Raw genomic sequence first — 19163 nt, forward strand, 5'->3', positions numbered from 1 at the left:
ACAAAACGGCATTGATTGAAATAGCTGCAGCATCTGGCTTGGATTTATTGAAACCAGAACAGCGTGATCCTTTGATTGCTTCGTCTTTTGGAACAGGGCAGCTGATTTTGGAAGCGATAGAGCAGGGCGCTCAAACGATTATTCTTGGCTTGGGTGGCAGTGCGACCAATGATGGTGGTGCAGGCATTGTACAAGCGTTAGGTGGTAAATTGCTTGATCGTGCAGGGCAAGAGCTCAGCCGAGGTGGCGCTGCGCTAGCGGATTTGGCTTCAATTGATCTTACTGGCGTAGATTTGCGCTGCGCTGATGTCGATTTGATTTTGGCGTGTGATGTTGATAACCCATTGTGTGGCGATAACGGTGCCAGCTATATATTTGGTCCGCAAAAAGGAGCGACACCTGAACAAGTCTTAATGCTTGATAAGGCGCTTGAGAATTTTTCTCAAGTTGCAGAAACGCAAGGTTATGTCGGTGGCGATGAGCCTGCTTACAAGCGCGTGGGTTATGGCGCAGCTGGTGGCACGCCGATGGGGCTTGGTTTGTTATTCAATATCCAAATTAAACCCGGCATTGAGATGGTGCTCGATGTTTTGCAAGCTGATGATCTATTGAAAGGTGCCGACTTGGTGATTACTGGCGAAGGGCAAATGGACAACCAAACTCTGCAAGGCAAAACGCCTTATGGCATTGCTAAACGAGCGAGCTTACAAGGCATTCCGATCATAGGCATTGCTGGCTCACTGGGAACAGAAGTAGAAGCACTTTATGGTGAAATGAACAGCTTGTTTGGTACGGTTCGTTCTCCTCAGTCACTTGACCAAGTTCTGCTAGAAGCCGAACTAAACCTTACTAGAACGGCGAGAAATATCGCTGCGACTCTGAAAGTAGGCCATGCGATCTTGAAATAAAGTGAGGTTTGACAATTGGTTACTTAACATCATGGTTCGATAGGTTTTATAGATAGCAACGATAAATAGAAACGATTATATTTTATACCATTAGAGGTCTATTCTATATCCATAATATTTTAGGGGCTTTTGAAAGGAAGCCAGTATAAATATCAAGGTGCACTCACTATTGCTGCACCTTTGGACCTTAAGGAATAGATCATGAGTAAAAAACTAACTACAGCTGCGGGTTGTCCTGTTGCTCATAACCAGAATGTTCAAACTGCGGGTAAGCGCGGTCCTCAACTTCTTCAAGATGTTTGGTTTTTAGAAAAGATGGCGCATTTTGACCGCGAAGTCATTCCAGAGCGTCGTATGCACGCGAAAGGTTCAGGCGCTTACGGTACATTTACTGTTACGCATGACATTACCAAATACACCAAGGCAAAACTGTTTTCTGAAATAGGCAAAAAGACCGACCTGTTTGCACGTTTTACAACGGTGGCGGGTGAGCGTGGCGCTGCCGATGCTGAGCGTGATATCCGTGGCTTTGCATTGAAGTTTTATACTGAAGAAGGTAACTGGGACATGGTGGGTAACAACACGCCAGTATTCTTCCTTCGTGATCCTCTCAAGTTCCCAGATCTAAACCATGCGGTTAAGCGTGACCCTCGCACCAACATGCGCAGTGCGAAAAACAACTGGGATTTCTGGACCTCTCTACCTGAAGCGCTTCACCAAATCACCATCGTAATGAGTGACCGTGGTATTCCTGCGACTTACCGTCATATGCATGGTTTTGGTAGCCATACATTCAGCTTTATTAATGCAGACAACGAACGTTTCTGGGTTAAGTTCCACTTCAAATCTCAGCAAGGTATTAAGAACTTGTCTGATGCAGAAGCGGCACAAGTGATCGGCGATGACCGCGAAAGTCATCAACGTGATCTGCTAGACAGCATTGATAATCAAGACTTCCCTAAATGGACACTGAAAGTTCAAGTGATGCCAGAAGCGGACGCAGCGAAAGTGCCATACAACCCGTTCGATCTGACTAAGATCTGGCCACACGCAGATTACCCATTAATTGAGGTGGGTGAGTTTGAATTGAACCGTAACCCACAAAACTTCTTCGCTGAAGTTGAGCAGTCTGCATTCAACCCGGCAAACGTGGTTCCGGGTATCAGCTTCTCACCAGACAAGATGTTACAAGGCCGTCTGTTTGCTTACGGTGATGCACAGCGCTACCGTTTGGGTGTTAACCATCAGCATATCCCAGTAAACGCACCTCGTTGCCCTGTCCACAGCTACCACCGTGATGGTGCGATGCGTGTTGATGGTAACTTTGGTAGCACACTTGGCTATGAGCCAAACAACGAAGGCCAATGGGCAGAGCAGCCAGACTTTGCAGAACCGGCATTGAGCCTAGATGGTGCTGCAGCGCATTGGGATCACCGCGAAGATGAAGATTACTTCTCGCAACCGGGTGATCTGTTCCGTCTAATGACACCAGAAAAACAAGCGATTCTGTTTGATAACACAGCGCGTAACCTAGGCGGCGTGCCTAAAGAGATTCAACTGCGTCACCTAAGACACTGTTACAAAGCCGATCCAGCTTACGGTGAAGGCATTGGTAAGCTACTTGAAATCGATGTAAGCGAATTTAAGTCGTAATCAATAAGTTTGATTAGTTAAATGAAAGGCCGTTGAGTGAATCACTCAACGGCCTTTTTTGATCATGCTGTGTATTAGGTGAGTCATGTAAGTCGTACCAATTACTTGAAAATTAGCACCATTTCTATTGATAGTTTTTGCCTATCAAATTAATAAACTCATCCCATTATATTTAGTTAGGGTAACGGATTATCCTACGGCTATCAGTTTATAAAGTAGAAGAGTTTGAGATGAGTAAGAGCGCATTAATCGTTGAAGGTGGGGCAATGAGAGGCATCTTCGCAGCAGGAGTATTGGACGCTTTTATGCAAGACGATTTCCGTCCTTATGATTTTGCTATTGGCGTATCTGCGGGTGTGTCGAATTTGGTTGGTTACTTATCTCAAGCTCCGAAGCGTAGCTACAACGTGATTACTACCATGGCGACGGATAAAACGTTCTTCAACCCTGCTCGCTTTGCTAAAGGTGGCAATTTGGTCGACGTTAAGTGGTTGTGGGATGAATCTAACCATCGTTATCCACTGGATTGTGGTGAGCTGTTCTCAAGTGTTCCTTTAATTGCTGCTGTAACTAACGTCGATACTGGCAGTGCAGACTACTATCACATCAAGCCAGAAAACCTTTCTAACGTGGTTGAAGCAACAACAGCTCTACCTATCGCTTACCGTGAAACACCGTGCTTCTCTGGTGGTTGCTATACCGATGGTGGTGTAGCCGACTCTATTCCGGTTCGCGAAGCCTATCGTCGTGGTGCACGAGACATTACCGTGATTCTTTCTCACCCATTAAGCTACCGAATGAAGCCGCAGAAGTATCAGTGGATGCTGAAAAAGCTGTTAAAGAAATTCCCTAATATTGCAGAGTCGATGGCGGTGCGTGCCGAAAACTATAATCAGTCTTTGGAGTTTATTCGTAATCCACCAAAAGATGCGACCATCAAGGTGATTGCGCCACCAGAAGCGTTCGCAGTGAAGCGTTTGACTATGGATCAAACGGTCTTGAATGCAGGTTACGAGATGGGTGTGAAAGCAGGGGAAGAGCACCTTGCCATTAGAAACGGTGTCTATGGCTTAGATACCGAAGATTGTCATTTCTGCGTTTAGAACTGTTTTTGAATGCGGGATAAACGAGAAGCCACGCTGTTCACTTAGGACTAGCGTGGCTTTCTATTTCTAGATTGAGTCTATTACTAACTCAGTCTGCTATTAACTCAAGTTGTTGTTAAACCAGCTCGTTGCCGCTGGTGTTGCCTGTAAAGAAGGCATCAACACTGGTGAGCGTTGTATTGGCAATGTTGAACAGCGCATCTTTAGTTAAGAAAGCTTGGTGACCAGTGAACAATACGTTGTGACAAGCAGATAGGCGACGGAATACGTCATCGACAATCACATCATTAGATTTGTCTTGGAAGAACAACTCTTTCTCATTGTCGTAAACATCAAGACCAAGCGCGCCGATTTTGCTTTGTTTGAGTGCTTCAATTGCAGCAGTTGAATCCAGCAGTTCACCACGACTGGTGTTGACGATCATCACGCCATCTTTCATTTTGCCAAATGCCGTTGCATCCAACAGGTGGTAGTTCTCTTTACTCATTGGGCAATGCAAAGAAATCACGTCAGATTCTTGGTAAAGCTCGTCGAGTTCTACGTATTTAGCACCCAGTTCTTTTGCCAAAGGATTTGGGTACGGGTCGTAGCACAAGATATTCATGCCTAAACCTTTCAGAATACGCATCGTCGCTAAGCCAATCTTTCCTGAACCAATCACACCAACGGTTTTACCGTGGAAGTTAAAGCCTACCAAGCCTTCAAGAGAGAAGTTCGCATCACGAGTACGTTGGTATGCCTTGTGTAGTTTACGATTCAAACACATCATCATGCCGACTGTGTGCTCTGCTACTGATTCTGGAGAATAAGCCGGAACGCGAACCACTTGCAGACCAAACTCTTTGGCTGCATCTAAATCGACTTTATCAAAACCGGCACAGCGCATCGCAATCAGCTTAGTGCCGCCTTTTGCTAGAATCTCTAGCACATCTCGCGATAGGTCGTCGTTTACAAACGCACAAACGACTTCGTTGTCGTGCGCCATTTTTGCTGTTGTTGTAGTGAGGCGAAAATCGTGAAAATGGAACTCGGCGTCGAGTTCGCCTTTTGCAAGTTCAAATGATTTTTCGTCGTATGATTTTGAGCTAAAAAAAGCAATGTTGAGCATGGCTTCCTCTCTTACCTAAAAAATGAATACCCCAATCATTTTTGATTTCATATGGGGTTAAAGCTAACAACTCGTCCAGTGTGCTAGAGTTTTTTTCTCTTGTCTATCACCATTAGTCATTGTAATTACTATGGTTATTTGGTCTGTTGTCTTCACTTATTGAACATTAAAAATCACAGTACGAGGCAGCTTGCTTATAAGTTCATCAATATTGAATGGATCTTACTTTCGGGTGTTGAACATCTTCTTAGTCTCTTTCTCAGACCAGAAGTTAATGTTGAATTGTGCGTCGTCGCTAAGCTCTACTCGATGCCAATATTGAGGTGGACTTGTGGCAAATTGCCCAGCCAGGATCGTAATAACACTTTCCGGTTCTGTCGCGTCGGCATCGGCAAAACCATAGAAGGTGACGGTGCCTTCCATTACGCAGATCTGCCCGAATACACCTTCTGCGGTGTTGTGGTGATTAAGCAATGCAGCCGGTATGTTGTCTTTGGTGAAAAATGGCGTTGAACGTTGAATTTTCCAGTGTGACGGAATACGTAAATGACTCATATAAAACCTCTTGTCTGTATTTTGAATACAAGCTTTAGCTTTGATTGAATTGGTGACCGTGATTACCAGTAGTTTTCACTGCTGAATTGGCCGGGCTTTCGGCGTAAGTGCTTCTTGAAACCTAAGTTGGTTAGTGCTTCACTTGTGTCGCGAACCATTTGCGGATTGCCACAAAGGTAGAAAAAACTGCGGGTTTGATTGAAAGTGACAGACGTGGTTTGCTCAAGGTCGCCTCCAAGTAACAAGCTTGGGATTCGTCCGCGCAAAGTTCCGGTGACTGATTCTCTAGAAATAATTGGCACATATTGTAGTTTCCCTTGGAAGTGATTAACGAGTTGATTGATTCGATCTTGATACGTGAGGTCTTGCTCTGTTCTTACGGCATGAACCAGTACAAGGTTTTTGAACGAGGTGACTTTTTCAGATTCAGAGCCGTTATGCTGCTGTATCTGCATGCTTTCGAGCATTGAGATAAAAGGCCCAACGGCGGTTCCGGTTGAAAGCATCCATAGATCGTCGGCGATCTCTGGGATCTCCTCTAATGTCATGAACCCACTTGGGTCTTTGCCGACAAATATGTCATCGCCTACCTTCAACTCATGAAGTTGAGGTGAAAGCTGCCCGTTCTGATCCTTAATAATCAAAAATTCCAGATGTTGATGACCTTGTTCGTGCTCTGGCGCATTCACCATGGAATAAGCACGTCTGACAAACTCGCCTTCACTGTTACGTAGCCCCAGCTTAGTGAACTGCCCCGCTTGGTAGGGCGAGACTGGCGCACTGACTTGCAGCGAGAACAGTTGCTCTGTCCATTCGGTCTTGTGTACGACTTTTCCGGTTACTAAGCCATGAGGAATATCTGTCATATCATCACCTTTATTTAGAGAAGTTATCTCATTAAGGATACTCAACTATTTACACTTTGGAGTTGCATGTACCATGCCATTAGTGAGAATGCTTATCAATACTAGTTGTTCGGTAAAAATTAACTTGAATGATGTCAAATAGACTTCGTACTGCTGTGTCTAAATGACATCTTTGTTGTTTTTTGATGTGATTCCTTGTGATTAAGAACGATGAGTTGCTCTATGGGCACAGACCAAAATTAGTTCCGTGGTTTGACCCTTAATGTATTCACCAATAACTAAAGAGAATATTTTATAGATGAGTATAATGGCGGCTTTCGATCTCAATATAGCCGTGTTTTATGCTTGATAATCTTCGTATGGCCTTGAACGTGTTGTTCGTGACCATCAATACCGCAATGACTGCGTTTACCGTGAGCTTTTTTGGCCTCATCAAACTGATTCTTCCAATCTCTATTGTTCAAAAGTCATGTACTCGCTTAGCGAATTTCACATTTTGGTGTTGGGCTTCGCTTAACCTTTGGATGTTGAATGTGAATAACGATATCGAGTGGCAAGTTGAGGGCGGGGAAGACATCTCGACTAAGCAATGGTACTTGATGATGTCGAATCACCTCAGTTGGGCGGATATCGTGATCTTGTCTTCGATCTTGAAAGACAAGATGCCAATGACTAAGTTCTTCCTTAAGCATGAATTGCTGTACGTTCCTTTTGTTGGTTTGGCTTGTTGGGGCTTGGATATGCCTTTCATGAGACGTCACTCACGTGAGTTTTTGATTCGTAACCCTGAGCGTCGCAATGATGATTTCGAGGCAATTAATAAGGCATGTACTAAGTTCAAATGGGCACCGACAACCTTGGTGAATTTTGTGGAAGGGACTCGTGCAAACCACGAGAAACTGGCGACAGCGAAAACACCTTATCGACATCTACTCAAGCCAAAAACCGGCGGTGTGGCGTTCGCTCTATCGGCAATGGGCCCAATCTTGGATGGTATTGTGGATGTCACTCTGGCTTATCCAGAAAATCAGGCTTCTCCATTTGAAGACATGCTGAAGGGTAAAATGACCAAGGTGGTGGTGCGTATTAAACTGCACCCAATGGATGAGAACGTGAACGGTAATTATTTTGAAGATAAAGCGTTTAAACGTCGTTTCCACAGTTGGTTGAATAATACGTGGAAAGAGAAAGACGACTATCTTGATACGGTTTATGGGGTTGATACGCCCTGTGAGGTTGAAACGACTGATGAATCTGATGTGGCTTATAAGAAACAAGAACAGTAAGCTCATACCAAATCGATAGCATCAAAAAAGCCGATAGTTCATTGAACTGTCGGCTTTTTTATTGATTGGACTTTGTCTACTCAAACAGTGCAGTCAGCGCTCACTATGTTTTAAAGCGCTAAAACAAGGATGGTCAAAGAGTGAGGAAGTTAAATCGCTTGGTAAGCCTCAATGATGTGCTTAACCTCACTGGTTTTGCCTTGCTTCTCTTGTCCTTGATGGATGCGCAAGTAGTGCTGCAATGTTTTGGCTTTGTATTGCTGTGATACTTGCTTCTGTTGTTCACAGTTCGGAGTCCAGATCTTGTCGCCGACGCTTGATATCTCAGTTACCGTTCGGTTATTGCCACTTTCATCTAGATTTTTGTCGCTTTCACCTTGGTTATTGCTGACCAATAAAATCTCGTAGTAACGACGGTTCTCTTCAATTAACACTTCATCAATTAGGCCGAAATTGAGCGCCTTTAAATGATTTCTTAGCTCGAACTGCTGATGAACCGGGCAAAGTAAAAAATCGATCGCTTTGTCTGGATGCTTGCAATGAATATCGTCGACGAGCTTTTGTGTTAGATCGCCTCCCACACCCGCAATAATGACCAGATGTCTGCCTGTGTGCTTTTCCAATGGAATCGCTGCGACATCCAAGCAGTAGACTTGCCATTGGCTGGTCATCGCTTGTTGGTCTGAATTATCTTGGGGAAAGTAACGCGTTAGCTTGCCCTCCAGTTCATTCATCAGAGAAGGGACAATATCGACAAAATGAATCTGCGGTGCTTTGTGGTCAGATAATAGCTGAACACCCAAGAAGCCGTGATCACAACAACAGTCCCAAATATGTTGGTAGTCATTACTGACAAGGGAGTGGAGAGTTTGCAGTCGGTTACTTAGCTTCATAAGGCTCGTATCGTTAAAAAAGGGTATTGTTGTATCGAACGCGCATTGTAAAGACTTTCCATAAAAACAAAAGCACCTAGGGGATTAATCCTAGGTGCTTTTTTGTTATCGGTATCGTACCAATCGGTGTGATACGAGCGTGTTAGCTAATGTCTACGACGCTTTGGCTACGCCTCTAATGTGACCTTCTACTCGATTCTTTCCAAGTTGTAGTGCGATAAGCTTTGCTTGTTCCGCAAGGGCTAAAGCAGAGTCTGTTTCGCCGTCTATTTGCGAAAACCCGACGCTGATACTGAGTGACAATGTGATATCCGGAGTGACTATGGTTTTCTCGGCGATGCTGACTCGACATTGTTCCAATTGGTGCTTGGCATCCTTCGCATCATTCGCTTTGAATAAAACGGCGAACTCCTTGTCCCCGACTCGAGCAAGGCAAAGCCCTTTTGGCTTAGGAAAGTAAGAACGCATCGCTTCTCCGGCAAGCTTTATCATCTTGTCGCCAATCGCTTCACCGTAAGCTCGATTTACGTGGTCAAAGTTATCGATATCGAGCAGAGCTACATAGGTATCGGGTTCGCATGCGTAGTTGTCGATCGCGATGTTAAAACTACTTTTGTTGTCTAACTGAGTCATGAGATCTTTACTGCTCAATTGATGGTGGAGCAGTAAGTTAGACAACGAGACTTCCGTGTAATCTTTGATCATGCGTAAAATACTTTGACTGATCGGCAAGGGCGCATTGACGTAAATCACCGCGATTAGCTGGTTACGAGAGTGCAAAGGGATACAGTAGTGGCGTTGGAGTATTTTGAGTTTACGTGCCAATGGATCTGCGTATTTGCTGCTTCGATAAGCCATGGTCTCGGGAGCAAATCGCTCAGCAAGGGCTTTGTCAGTATGTAGCGTTGATTTGTTTCCATGATAATCGATGGTACTGAATGAATGGCTCTCTGCTTGATAAAGGCAGAATTGAATGCCTTTTTGATAGGTAAAGCTATTGAATATGGCTTTTAACTCTCGTTTAAAGCTGGCGAGATCATCAACTTTATTCAGTTGAGATAACGACATGTTCAAGCGGTGAGCTAGGTAGTGTGCGCCAATCCATAATAGAAGCAGTGACCCGAGTACCACGCCAGTTAGCGTAAATTGGTGTGAGCTGGTGAGTATGTCGTGACGATCAGTGCCCGAGACGAATACCCAGTTTAAGCTGTTGTCAGCATCAAATACCGTTATTTTGAAATTATCTTGATAGTAGTATTCGTGTTGGCCGACGGTCTCACCTTGAGAGAGTTGGTGGCTGATGCCGGCATGATAGCTGATGGATTTGGAGCCAATGCGTTTCGGGTCAGGATGGAAAACCAGTCGTTCGGTTGCTCTATCAACCACAAATACATAGCCACGGTCTAATGTCTTTAAGTCTCTCAGGCCTTGTGTGGTATGCAAAAGGTCAAACTCAATCCATATTTCTTTGTTCAACTTTTCCGTCGTGTGTTTGATCGCGAAAACCCAACGACCATCGGGTTTTTGATAGATAGAAGAGATGTAAAAACCTTCTACAACACTATCAATTGGATTCCACTGGATGGCATTGATCTGCTCATTAGAAAGAGGCAGGCCACGAGTTGAAATATATTGTTGGGATTGAGGCTGGTATTGAACAATATCGGAGAAGTTAGGTGTTCTCTTAAGAATATTGTCACTGATGTCCCTGAATTTTTGTTCACCGACGGGGCCTGATGTAGATAAGCTTAAACTGGTTTCCAAAAAATAGAGTTTGCCGAATGTGGCTTCGATGTTGGAATTGATGATGGAACTTGCGATACGAATATTTGATAGTGATTGTTCTTTTGCTGTCGTTTCTACTTTTTCAAGTTGAGCTGCAGCAAGATAGAGCATCCCTCCAGTTAATAAAATAATGTATGGTTTAAAAAGCCGAATTAATGTTTTAGGTAAAGCCATGATATCCAAAGACGTTATAGATTCATTTTTATAGTACGGCCATACTAAACAGTTTTCGTAATCACATCAATGCAAAATGTTCCATATAAAAAATTGAGTTTGTGACGTTCAGCTAATAAAAAAGCCAGTCATAAATATAACTGGCTTCTATGGCTTCGCGCGTTCTATTAAGCTGGTCTGGCTTTTAACCTAAACCTAAACCTAAACCGAATCAGTCTTGTTTGGCGAATAGTGCAAAATTGCCATTGAAACGGGAGATAACAGCATTTCACCTTCGGCATGACCCGGTTTCACGTTTCGCAAGTTGGTATCACAGATGGTGACCCAGTCTTGCTGACGGTCACTCGGTAAAGAAAATCGAGCAGGAGCGTTGGTTTGGTTGATCAGATAAATCAACTCGTCGCCATCTTTGCCGATGCCTAAATGCAAGGCTACGGAGCTTAAACGGTTCCAATCATCATGTTCCATGATTGTGCCATCAACACGGCTCCAGAATATACGGTTAGAGTTACGTTTATCGCCACTGAACGCTTTGATAAACGGCACCATGTATTGCTGACGTGCGGAGATCATCTCAGATAACCAAGCCTTGAAGTAAGTCTTACGCTCGGAATCTTCCCAGTTGAGCCAGCTGGTGACCCCGTCTTGGCAGTACGCGTTGTTGTTACCCTTTTGAGTATGAGATAACACATCGGCCGTCAAAATATGCGGAATACCGAATGCAAATAACAGGCTTGCCATGAAGTTACGTTTTTGCTTTTCACGTGTTGCGATAACTAAAAGGTTTTCTGTGTTGCCTTCAACACCATAGTTTTCAGAGCGATTATCACCGTGTCCATCGCGGTTGCTCTCACCATTTTCTTCATTGTGCTTATGTTTATAAGAAACAAGATCTTGCATGGTGAAACCATCATGATAAGTGATGTAGTTGACGGTTAATTTGTACGGCCAGTGTGCGGCACTGTAGATGTCACGAGAGCCCATTAAGCGAGTCGCAAACTCTTTCAAGTAGCCTTGGTCGCCACGCCAGAAGCTACGAGTGATATCTCGCAGCTTATCGTTACACTCATTCCACCCCAACGGAAAATTGCCAACTTGGTAGCCATTTGGCCCGATGTCCCATGGTTCTGCTATTAACTTGGTTTCTTTCAATACCGGATCTTGGGCAACGGCTTTGAAGAAAGCAGCCTCAGGATTGTAGTTATCGCCTTCGCGCCCCAGTGTTGCTGCCAAATCAAAACGGAAGCCGTCGACTTGGAACTCACTAACCCAGTAGCGCAGTGTATCCATGACTAAGTTCAGTGCTGGTTGGTGGGTGAGGTCGACCGTATTGCCACAACCGGTGAAGTTCGCGTAATGACAGCCATGCTTAATGTAGTAGCGGCTATCCAGTGCTTTTAGGTTGAAGGTTGTACCACCTTCACCGCCTTCTGCAGTGTGGTTGTAGACGACATCAAGAATGACTTCGATACCGTTGCGGTGCAGTTCTCGAATCGCGGTTTTGAGTTCACTTACGGCGTCTTTCTCTGCGTAGCGTGGGTCTGGCACCATAAACAAATATGGATTGTAACCCCAGTAATTCACTTTCCCCATATCCAATAGGTGGGGTTCATGCATACATGCAGCAATGGGTAAAAGTTGTAGAGAATTGATGTTTTGCTGTTTATAGAATGCAAGCATTTCGGGACTAACTAACCCCAAATAACGGCCTTTTGTATTGGTCGCGACTTCTGGGTGAAGTTGAGATAGGCCTTTAACATGGGTTTCGAAAAGAACGGTCTCTTCGCGGCTAATACGCGGCTTTTCGACATCTTGCCAATCGAACGTGTCATCAACTACGAGACACTTCGCCATCGAAAAGCTTTTTTCATTGGTATATGGCGTTGCGTAATCGAGCGGTTCGCTTATTGCTTTAGCGTAAGGGTCGGAAAGTAAGATCGGGCCATTATCAGTTTCAGCAATGAAACCGTATTTTTGTCCCGCTTTAATACCATCAACAAATACATATCTGATATCAGCGTATTCATTTTCCAATTTATAAGTGGTGAACTCATCGTTCTCGTCAAAAAGAGCGAGAGAAAGGGATTTACAGTCAGGGGAATAAATTGAGAAGTTACAGCCAGTGTTACCTAGCGTTGCGCCTAGTGGATAAGGGCGAGCGAGCGTTCTAGTCATTGCTTGATTTCTTGTTCGTTTATCAACATCAGTGAACTATTAGTAAAAGGCTTTGTCCCATTAAGGTCAAGCAACTTCATAGAATAAATTTTGTTGAAAAATAATTCATCGATGAAGTTCAAATTATATATTTGAAGTAGATCTCACTTATGCTGAATAATTAGATCTGTGTGCTGTCTACTCCTCCTAGATTAAGTGATCCAACCCTTTAAAATACCATTCTGTATAAACTCTACTCCCTTCTCATCCCCCTTAATTTAGTTCGGGGTGGAGGAAGTCAAACTTGTCATCCCCTCTTAATATTGGCTCCGTTGAAACGAATCAGGGGAAACCCTAAACCTCTCTATCTTACGCCCGCCATTACTGCCTTTGGTTGTCGCAAGAGAGCAAAAATATAAAACCTAAAATAAATCGTCCTTAATGGAGTTAAGAATGAAAAAAGTAAGTTTGATTGCTGCTGCAGTGGCTTCTGCACTTGTCGCTGGTTCAGCGTTCGCAGAAAATGACGTTGCACTTGATGTAACAAGTGGTGACTCTTCAATGGAAGTAGAGGTGAAAAACCCTACTGACGTTATCACTGACGGCTGGGAAGTTCACGGTTACATGTCTTCTAACGTTCGTGTTGTAGATGGTAAAACAGTAGACACTGAATTCGGTAAGCCAGATTACAAAACAGCGGGTACTCACGGTAAGAGTACTAACCAAGTTGAATTTGTAATTAAGAAGCACTCTGAGTACCAAAATGGTGTGTGGGCCGACTACGTTCTTCGTACTGAATATGGTAACGGTAACTCATACGCTTATTCTTCTGAAGGCGGACAAAAGAAGAATGATGATTCTCAGTTCGAAGTAAAAGAAGCTTTTGTTGAGCTCGGCGGCATTTTAGGTGAAGACACTTCTATTTGGGGTGGTCAACGTTACCTAAACCGTGCAGCTGGCCTTTTATCTGGTGAGTTTTGGAAACAATCATCTGGTATTGGTGCAGGTATTCAAACTAAGCTTGCAGGACATACTGCTGGTATCGCTTATGTGATGGCTGATCCTGATGCAGGTTCTGCAGATTCTTACGCGATAGACTGTAAGCAAAAAGATGGTACTACATCGACAAACCCGAATGAATGTAAAGTGAAGAAAGATGGTGCAAAAGAAAGACAGACACTCTCTTCTATTGACTTGTACTACTACGGCGTGGATGCGGGTATCGGCAGCCTAGACTTTGACTTTAAATATGGTCAGCAAAACATTAATGGCGGTGAGAACGAAGACGGTATCGGTGCAGCTGTAACGCTTAATACAAGTTACTATGGCCTAGACGGTTGGACTCAAAACGTAATTGCTTACGGCTCTGGCGTAATGAAAAACCGTGGTGTTAACTTCGGTGGTTGGTCTGGTGGCGGTGATAAAGAAGAATCACTATTCTTGACTTCTTACGGTGTGCTTAACATCTCTGAAAAATGGCAGTTAGGTACGGAAGCAGTGTACTTTACAGCTCTTGACCAATTGTTTGGTGCTGACGGTTTGACTCGTTACATGGTTGCTGCTCGTCCTTCTTACAAACTGAACGACAACATTCGCTTAGAAGCTACGGCTTCTTATGCACATGAAGAAGGTGATGAAGGTTACTGGAATCGTACTGGTGATGCTGTAGAGAGCGATATTCTTAACCTAGAAATTGCAACTGCATTTACAGCGAACTCTGACTACTTCGGTCGTCCACAAGTTAAGCCTTACATTAGCTACATTAAAGCTGATGATGAAGCAAGTGCTAAACAAATTGGTATCGATAACGGTAAAGACGAATTTGTATTCGGTGTACACACTGAAATTTGGTTCTAAACCGTTTAAAGTATAAGGCAGCCATTGGCTGCCTTTTTCCGTTTCCCCCAACAACAACCAATAGTGAGAGAGATTACAATGACAAATAAAAGCTCTATGTTAGCCGTGGTACTAGGTGCCTTGCTAAGCGGTTGTGCTTCCGATGCTCAGGTTCAAACTAAACTCGATGCACCCACTAATGCAGAAGTATGCTGCAGCGATTTTTCGCAGTACCCATACGCACAATTGAATGATAATGAAGATTTAAAGTTTGATATCGACTTGGGATCACCTGTCGGTACATTTACAACAGGTAATAGCCACTTTGCAGCGTTCAAGTTCAGCGAGCGCTCAGGGGAGATGGTCGTTAAGCTATCGAGCTTAATGATCGATGATTCAGTTTTTGCTCCAGAAGCCATGCTTCTAGATGAAAACTTTAAGCCAGTGCAAACATTGAAGTTTGAAGACTTTAAGGTTCAGGCATCCGACGCTTTTACTCGCACGAGTTACATTGAGCGCTTGCGTATTGATGCGAGTAAGACACCTTATATTGTTATCTACACGCCTGCTGATGAGCTTGGCAATAAGGTGAAAGTTGATCACCCAGCAAAGGTGCGAGCAAAAGAATTTGGTGAGGTGATGCCTATGGTCACCGATCCGGTATACACCAATCAATTAGGTGGTCGTTTAGAGTTAGAAATTAAAACTTTAAAACTTCGCCCTTACCGTGCTAAACCTGCCGTAGCGCCAGTCGTTGCTGCCCCTGCCGCTATGGCAGCGACTGCAACAGCTGTTGTACCGAAGAAAGCAGACACGCAGATACGTGTGCAGCAAGAGACAAAAGACTTCTATTTGTCTGCTATACAAAATGCGGTGAAGTCAGGTGATGTACCGAAAGCTTTAGGTTTGTTAGATGAAGCGAAGGCGCTTAATGTTGAAGGTGCACAAGAAGCTTTTGTGCGAGCCGTCAACGCAAAATAGCTTATTAGCTTATTAGTTAGCTTAATAACTTAATAACTTAATAGATTAGTAGGCTTAATGGCTTAGCAGCCCAGTATCTTAGTCGCTTAGAGATAGAAATAGAGATAGAACGCTCCTTTAAAGGGGCGTTTTTTATATCTGAATTTATAGACACTTCAAGTTTAGAGGTCGTTATGCAATCTGAATTGATTATTATCGATGAGTTCTTTATTCCACAGTTGAATCGAACTCGAACGCTCCGCATTTACCTTCCTGCGGGGTATCACCAAGCAGAGCACGCTTATCCTGTCTTATACATGCATGATGGGCAGAATGTCTTTGAGAAGTCTACAGCGACGTATGGGATGTGTTGGGATGCACAAACGACACTCGATGAGATGCAAAGGCTCGGTAAGTTATCCGGGTTAATTGTTGTCGCTATCGACAGCAGTCATGAGCTTGATGGCATGGAGCGTTACAATGAGTATTCGCCTTGGCGCGCTAACCAAGAGATAAAAGAGTTGGGAGTTGGTGATGAGCTACTTAAATTTGGTGGTGAAGGGGACGAGTATATAGCGTTTATCTGTCATACATTGAAGCCTTATATCGACCAAACATACAGAACAAAGCCGAACCGAGAGTTTACGTACCTTGCTGGCAGTTCAATGGGCGGGCTAATTAGCTTATATGGTGGCTCACTGTACCAGAATACTTTTGGCGTGCTTGGGGTCTTCTCTCCGGCGTTTTGGTTCAATAAATCCTCATACTTCGAGTATATGAAAGAGTTTAACTTTCTGTCTCCAATGAAAATATATATGGATATGGGAACGAATGAAGCTCGTGAAGAGGCAAGCGTAGATTTTGCTGACGTTTATCTGAGTGGTTCAAGGGCAATGAACACGTTACTCACTCAAAAGCCGAACGTGACGCTGTTTTATCAAGAAGGACAAGGTCATCAACACAATGAACTGGCTTGGTCGTTGCGATTCCCGAATTTTATCGACTTTATTTTTAGACAATAAAAGAAGGCCTAACTCCGTTTTGTCTTCGTAAACGGTGTATTAGGCCTGCTTTTTTATCGCTTTATAACCGTATCACTTTATACGTCTATAAAGCGATAGGCTTAGTATCAGCAAAGCTAGTCCTTGGCTGCTGACAATTTTTGCTTATTGCGCTTGTTCAACAAGTAGTCCTTGCTCATCAAACTGTTGTGTTGCCTTGCAAAGTCGGGCTTGGCAATTTGTAAGTCGCATAAGATGGCGTTATTTGGCTTTGGTTGAATCTCAAACTGCGCTTGTTTGTCGTTGACCGTGACCTGTTGTTGGTGACTGTCGATCATGATCTCCAACGATTGTGTTAATGGTGTCGAGATTACGGCAACAGACTCATGGTTTATGTCTAGCGTAAGCACCAATGTGATTTCGGGACTTACCGTATCTTCTAGATTTGACTGAATCTTGTAATGAGAAATCCCATTTTTAGATTCAAATGACAGTCGTAGCTGGTTTCCTTGACCAAAAGGCAACGAAGCCACTAATTCGCTCCAACAACTTGGGAAATTTGGTGTTAGGTGTATCTGATTGTCCAATAAGCGTGGGCAATATCCCAAATAGTCCTGTTGCGCGTTACGAGCGTATTCTGAAACAGACCAGGCTTGAGCAAACGTTCCTGATTCTACAAGGTCGCGGTCACTTTCTTGGAAAGCATCCAAATTTTCACTCATTGTCCCTCTACAGCCTTGTGTAAGGATCTGTTTTGCCAAGTTTTTGGATAGCTGGTAACTGAGATCTTGCTGCTTAAACTTGTTGAGCGCCGTAATAGTAAAGCCCGCATTCCACCCCCAGATCGTCCCGTTGTGATAAGCCGCGTCCTTGTGGTACATAGCTTGATTGTCGTGATAAGGATGAAAATCGACATGCTCTTGTTGTAAGGAGCAGATCCCCCATGGGAACAATAGCGTTTCTACCGCGTTCTTGACGATGTATTGCTCTCTTTCATTCTGATTCAGCGGACTTTTCTGAGGAATTGAAATCGTCATCAACTGATTCGGACGCACGCTATAATCAGGCACATCACCTTGCGATAAATGGTCGGCTAGGCGATGGTTTTTATCATCCCAAAATTTAGTGGCGAAACTCTCTTTCACTTTTCCTGCTTGGATTGTCCAGCTCTTTTCTGATTCAGAGTCGCCCACCAGAATAGCGAGTTGAATAGCGCAGTTTAAGCTTTCAAACCACAAAGCTTGGATGTCATTGGCTTTAGGCCCGCGAGGAGACCAAGGTGTCATCCCATCAATTTTTGCATCCATCCACGTATCAGGGTGGCGATGTGCCATCAGACTGTCTTTATTCGAATAATCTTCATTCAAGCCATCTTTACTCAAGCTATCTTTATTCAAGTAATGTTTTTCGACACCCGTGATGAAACGCTTGAGAGTGGGATAAATGGCCTTAGCGAACGCCACATCGCCAGAGTAGTTGATGTACTCAAGGGCTTCACGAATCATCCAAGGAGTACCATCGGTGGTGTTATAAATGATGTTCGTTTTACTCGTCACTCGATTCGGGATTCGGCCGTAATTTGTGGAATTTTCGTCGAGCATCTGCATGGACGCAAAGTTTTCAATGATCTCTTTTGCTTCACTAAACAGCCCATTAACCAAGCTTGTGCCCGACAAAGCGATAAAGGTGTCACGGCCCCAACAGTCCTTGAACCAAGGTAATCCAGCCCAAATGCCCGTGCCAAATTCATGGCTAACAAAGGTTCGGCTTGCAAGGCGCGACCACATAACCGCTTGGTTGTATTCAAGGTCGTTGGTCCACAAATAATTATTGGTTAAGAACTCATAAATCCGCTGTTGGTGAAGAACGTGTTCGTTATTTTTGACCGCTTGATTCACCAATGAACTAGCGGCTTTAAGGGTTTCAGCAAAGCCGAGGTAGACGATGAGTTCAGTTTGGTTATCTGACGTCGTGAGCATGAGTTTTGCGTTGCTCTCTGAGAGCTGAACTAGGTCGCGAAGTTCAGGGTGAGCGTCTAGCGAGATCTCTCGTGCATGTACAGCATGATTGCTTGCGATGGCGACAAACCTTGGGCAGCCGTCTGGGCAAACTTGAGGGCTGAGTTCTATGACGATATTTGAGTCTGAAGTATGAACTTTAGAGTGAGTGGTCGGTATGTTGAGTTCTGGAATTAGGCTTAAAGCACTCGGTTTGTTTGACGACACAGTGAGTGATACAAGTCTGGAACCTTGAACCAGGCTCAACGACTCTCGGCTATGATCATAATGATGTTCAATACCATAAGGCGTCAGGCTGGCACGTTCAGCTTCTAACTTATTATTGAACTTGCCGTCGATATAGCTAGCGAAGGTTCCCAGTATCCAACCTTGGTGGTGACGATATTTGCCACCGTTTACATAGCTATAGGTTGCTCCATGATAGTAACCATCGACATTATCCCCGAACACAAACGGAAATGACTGTGTCTCTGAGATGGTGAGCTGCTGGAATAGTTGGTCATGTGGAATCGCAAAATCAGGGTGTTGCCAGTGAGGCTGCGACTCCTCAACCTCAATATCAGCCTCAATCAGGTGAGTATCAATAGGCTCACGTTGAGGTGTTGATAGATCATTGTATTCCCCCTTGGTTACGGTGATCGTTGGCGTCGAAGATCCAAATTGCACCTTCAAGGAGTATTGACCAGCGACAGCGGGAGAGAGCAGCAGATCATTGCCAATACCTTGTGTGTTGATAAGAGGCATCGCTTGTTCTAATTCGCAGAGTGTGGCTTCACTTTCATGCCCTGAAAGCGTCCATTGCTTGGTGCCATCTGAATCCGAAATTTTGAAGCGATAAAGGTCGGTAGATAAGCATAAGT

Annotated in this window: 14 protein-coding genes; 7 read left to right on the forward strand and 7 right to left on the reverse strand. The window is 44.1% G+C overall.

Features of this window, described 5'->3' with window-relative positions:
- From AB4496_RS01580 to AB4496_RS01590, 3 genes are all read left to right on the forward strand, one after another.
- Positions 1-908 (forward strand): glycerate kinase (locus AB4496_RS01580; protein WP_372130518.1); only part of this gene is annotated, 908 nt, incomplete at its 5' end.
- Between the two features lie 201 nt (positions 909-1109).
- Positions 1110-2561, forward strand: a complete 1452-nt coding sequence (locus AB4496_RS01585) for a catalase (RefSeq protein WP_017102305.1) — start codon at positions 1110-1112, stop codon at positions 2559-2561.
- 230 nt (positions 2562-2791) lie between these two features.
- On the forward strand, positions 2792-3664 hold the full coding sequence (locus tag AB4496_RS01590; protein ID WP_102258293.1) for a patatin family protein: 873 nt from the start codon (positions 2792-2794) through the stop codon (positions 3662-3664).
- 118 nt (positions 3665-3782) lie between these two features.
- Here the strand turns inward: AB4496_RS01590 and AB4496_RS01595 are convergent, their stop codons facing one another.
- The 3 genes from AB4496_RS01595 to AB4496_RS01605 form a co-directional block, all read right to left on the reverse strand.
- Entirely contained in the window at positions 3783-4775 is a 993-nt protein-coding gene (locus tag AB4496_RS01595) for a 2-hydroxyacid dehydrogenase (RefSeq protein WP_102258294.1), read from the reverse strand.
- Positions 4776-4997: 222 nt separating this feature from the next.
- A complete protein-coding gene (locus AB4496_RS01600) occupies positions 4998-5330 on the reverse strand; it encodes a DUF1971 domain-containing protein (RefSeq protein WP_102258295.1) in 333 nt (110 codons plus the stop codon).
- Positions 5331-5392: 62 nt separating this feature from the next.
- Positions 5393-6196 carry a ferredoxin--NADP reductase gene (locus tag AB4496_RS01605; protein ID WP_102258296.1) on the reverse strand — a complete coding sequence of 268 codons (804 nt, stop codon included), beginning with the start codon at positions 6194-6196 and terminating at the stop codon, positions 5393-5395.
- Between the two features lie 341 nt (positions 6197-6537).
- On the opposite strand from AB4496_RS01605, the gene AB4496_RS01610 reads away from it, so the two are divergent.
- On the forward strand, positions 6538-7482 hold the full coding sequence (locus tag AB4496_RS01610) for an acyltransferase (RefSeq protein WP_009845873.1): 945 nt from the start codon (positions 6538-6540) through the stop codon (positions 7480-7482).
- Between the two features lie 149 nt (positions 7483-7631).
- Here the strand turns inward: AB4496_RS01610 and AB4496_RS01615 are convergent, their stop codons facing one another.
- The 3 genes from AB4496_RS01615 to glgX all read right to left on the reverse strand — a co-directional run bounded on the left by AB4496_RS01615 (position 7632) and on the right by glgX (position 12509).
- Positions 7632-8375 carry a tRNA (adenine(22)-N(1))-methyltransferase TrmK gene (locus AB4496_RS01615; protein ID WP_009845872.1) on the reverse strand — a complete coding sequence of 248 codons (744 nt, stop codon included), beginning with the start codon at positions 8373-8375 and terminating at the stop codon, positions 7632-7634.
- Positions 8376-8528: 153 nt separating this feature from the next.
- Positions 8529-10271, reverse strand: coding sequence for a diguanylate cyclase domain-containing protein (locus AB4496_RS01620; RefSeq protein WP_009845871.1), 1743 nt, complete (start codon positions 10269-10271; stop codon positions 8529-8531).
- A 264-nt stretch (positions 10272-10535) separates the two neighbouring features.
- Complete coding sequence (glgX, locus tag AB4496_RS01625) at positions 10536-12509, reverse strand: glycogen debranching protein GlgX (protein ID WP_009845870.1); 1974 nt, start codon at positions 12507-12509, stop codon at positions 10536-10538.
- A 432-nt stretch (positions 12510-12941) separates the two neighbouring features.
- Between glgX and AB4496_RS01630 the strand changes: the two genes are divergently transcribed.
- The 3 genes from AB4496_RS01630 (at position 12942) to AB4496_RS01640 (ending at position 16306) form a co-directional block, all read left to right on the forward strand.
- Positions 12942-14345 carry a carbohydrate porin gene (locus tag AB4496_RS01630; protein ID WP_009845869.1) on the forward strand — a complete coding sequence of 468 codons (1404 nt, stop codon included), beginning with the start codon at positions 12942-12944 and terminating at the stop codon, positions 14343-14345.
- 78 nt (positions 14346-14423) lie between these two features.
- Positions 14424-15305 (forward strand): MalM family protein, encoded by an 882-nt coding sequence (locus tag AB4496_RS01635; RefSeq protein WP_009845868.1) that lies wholly within the window; start codon positions 14424-14426, stop codon positions 15303-15305.
- 173 nt (positions 15306-15478) lie between these two features.
- Positions 15479-16306: an alpha/beta hydrolase gene (locus AB4496_RS01640; protein ID WP_009845867.1), complete on the forward strand. Its 828-nt coding sequence runs from the start codon at positions 15479-15481 to the stop codon at positions 16304-16306.
- A 116-nt stretch (positions 16307-16422) separates the two neighbouring features.
- Here AB4496_RS01640 and AB4496_RS01645 read toward each other — a convergent pair.
- On the reverse strand, positions 16423-19163 hold a 2741-nt coding region (locus AB4496_RS01645; RefSeq protein WP_372130519.1), incomplete at its 5' end, for an amylo-alpha-1,6-glucosidase.

Source organism: Vibrio sp. 10N.222.46.A1 (assembly GCF_041473595.1).
GTDB classification, from domain to species: Bacteria; Pseudomonadota; Gammaproteobacteria; order Enterobacterales; family Vibrionaceae; genus Vibrio; species Vibrio tasmaniensis_A.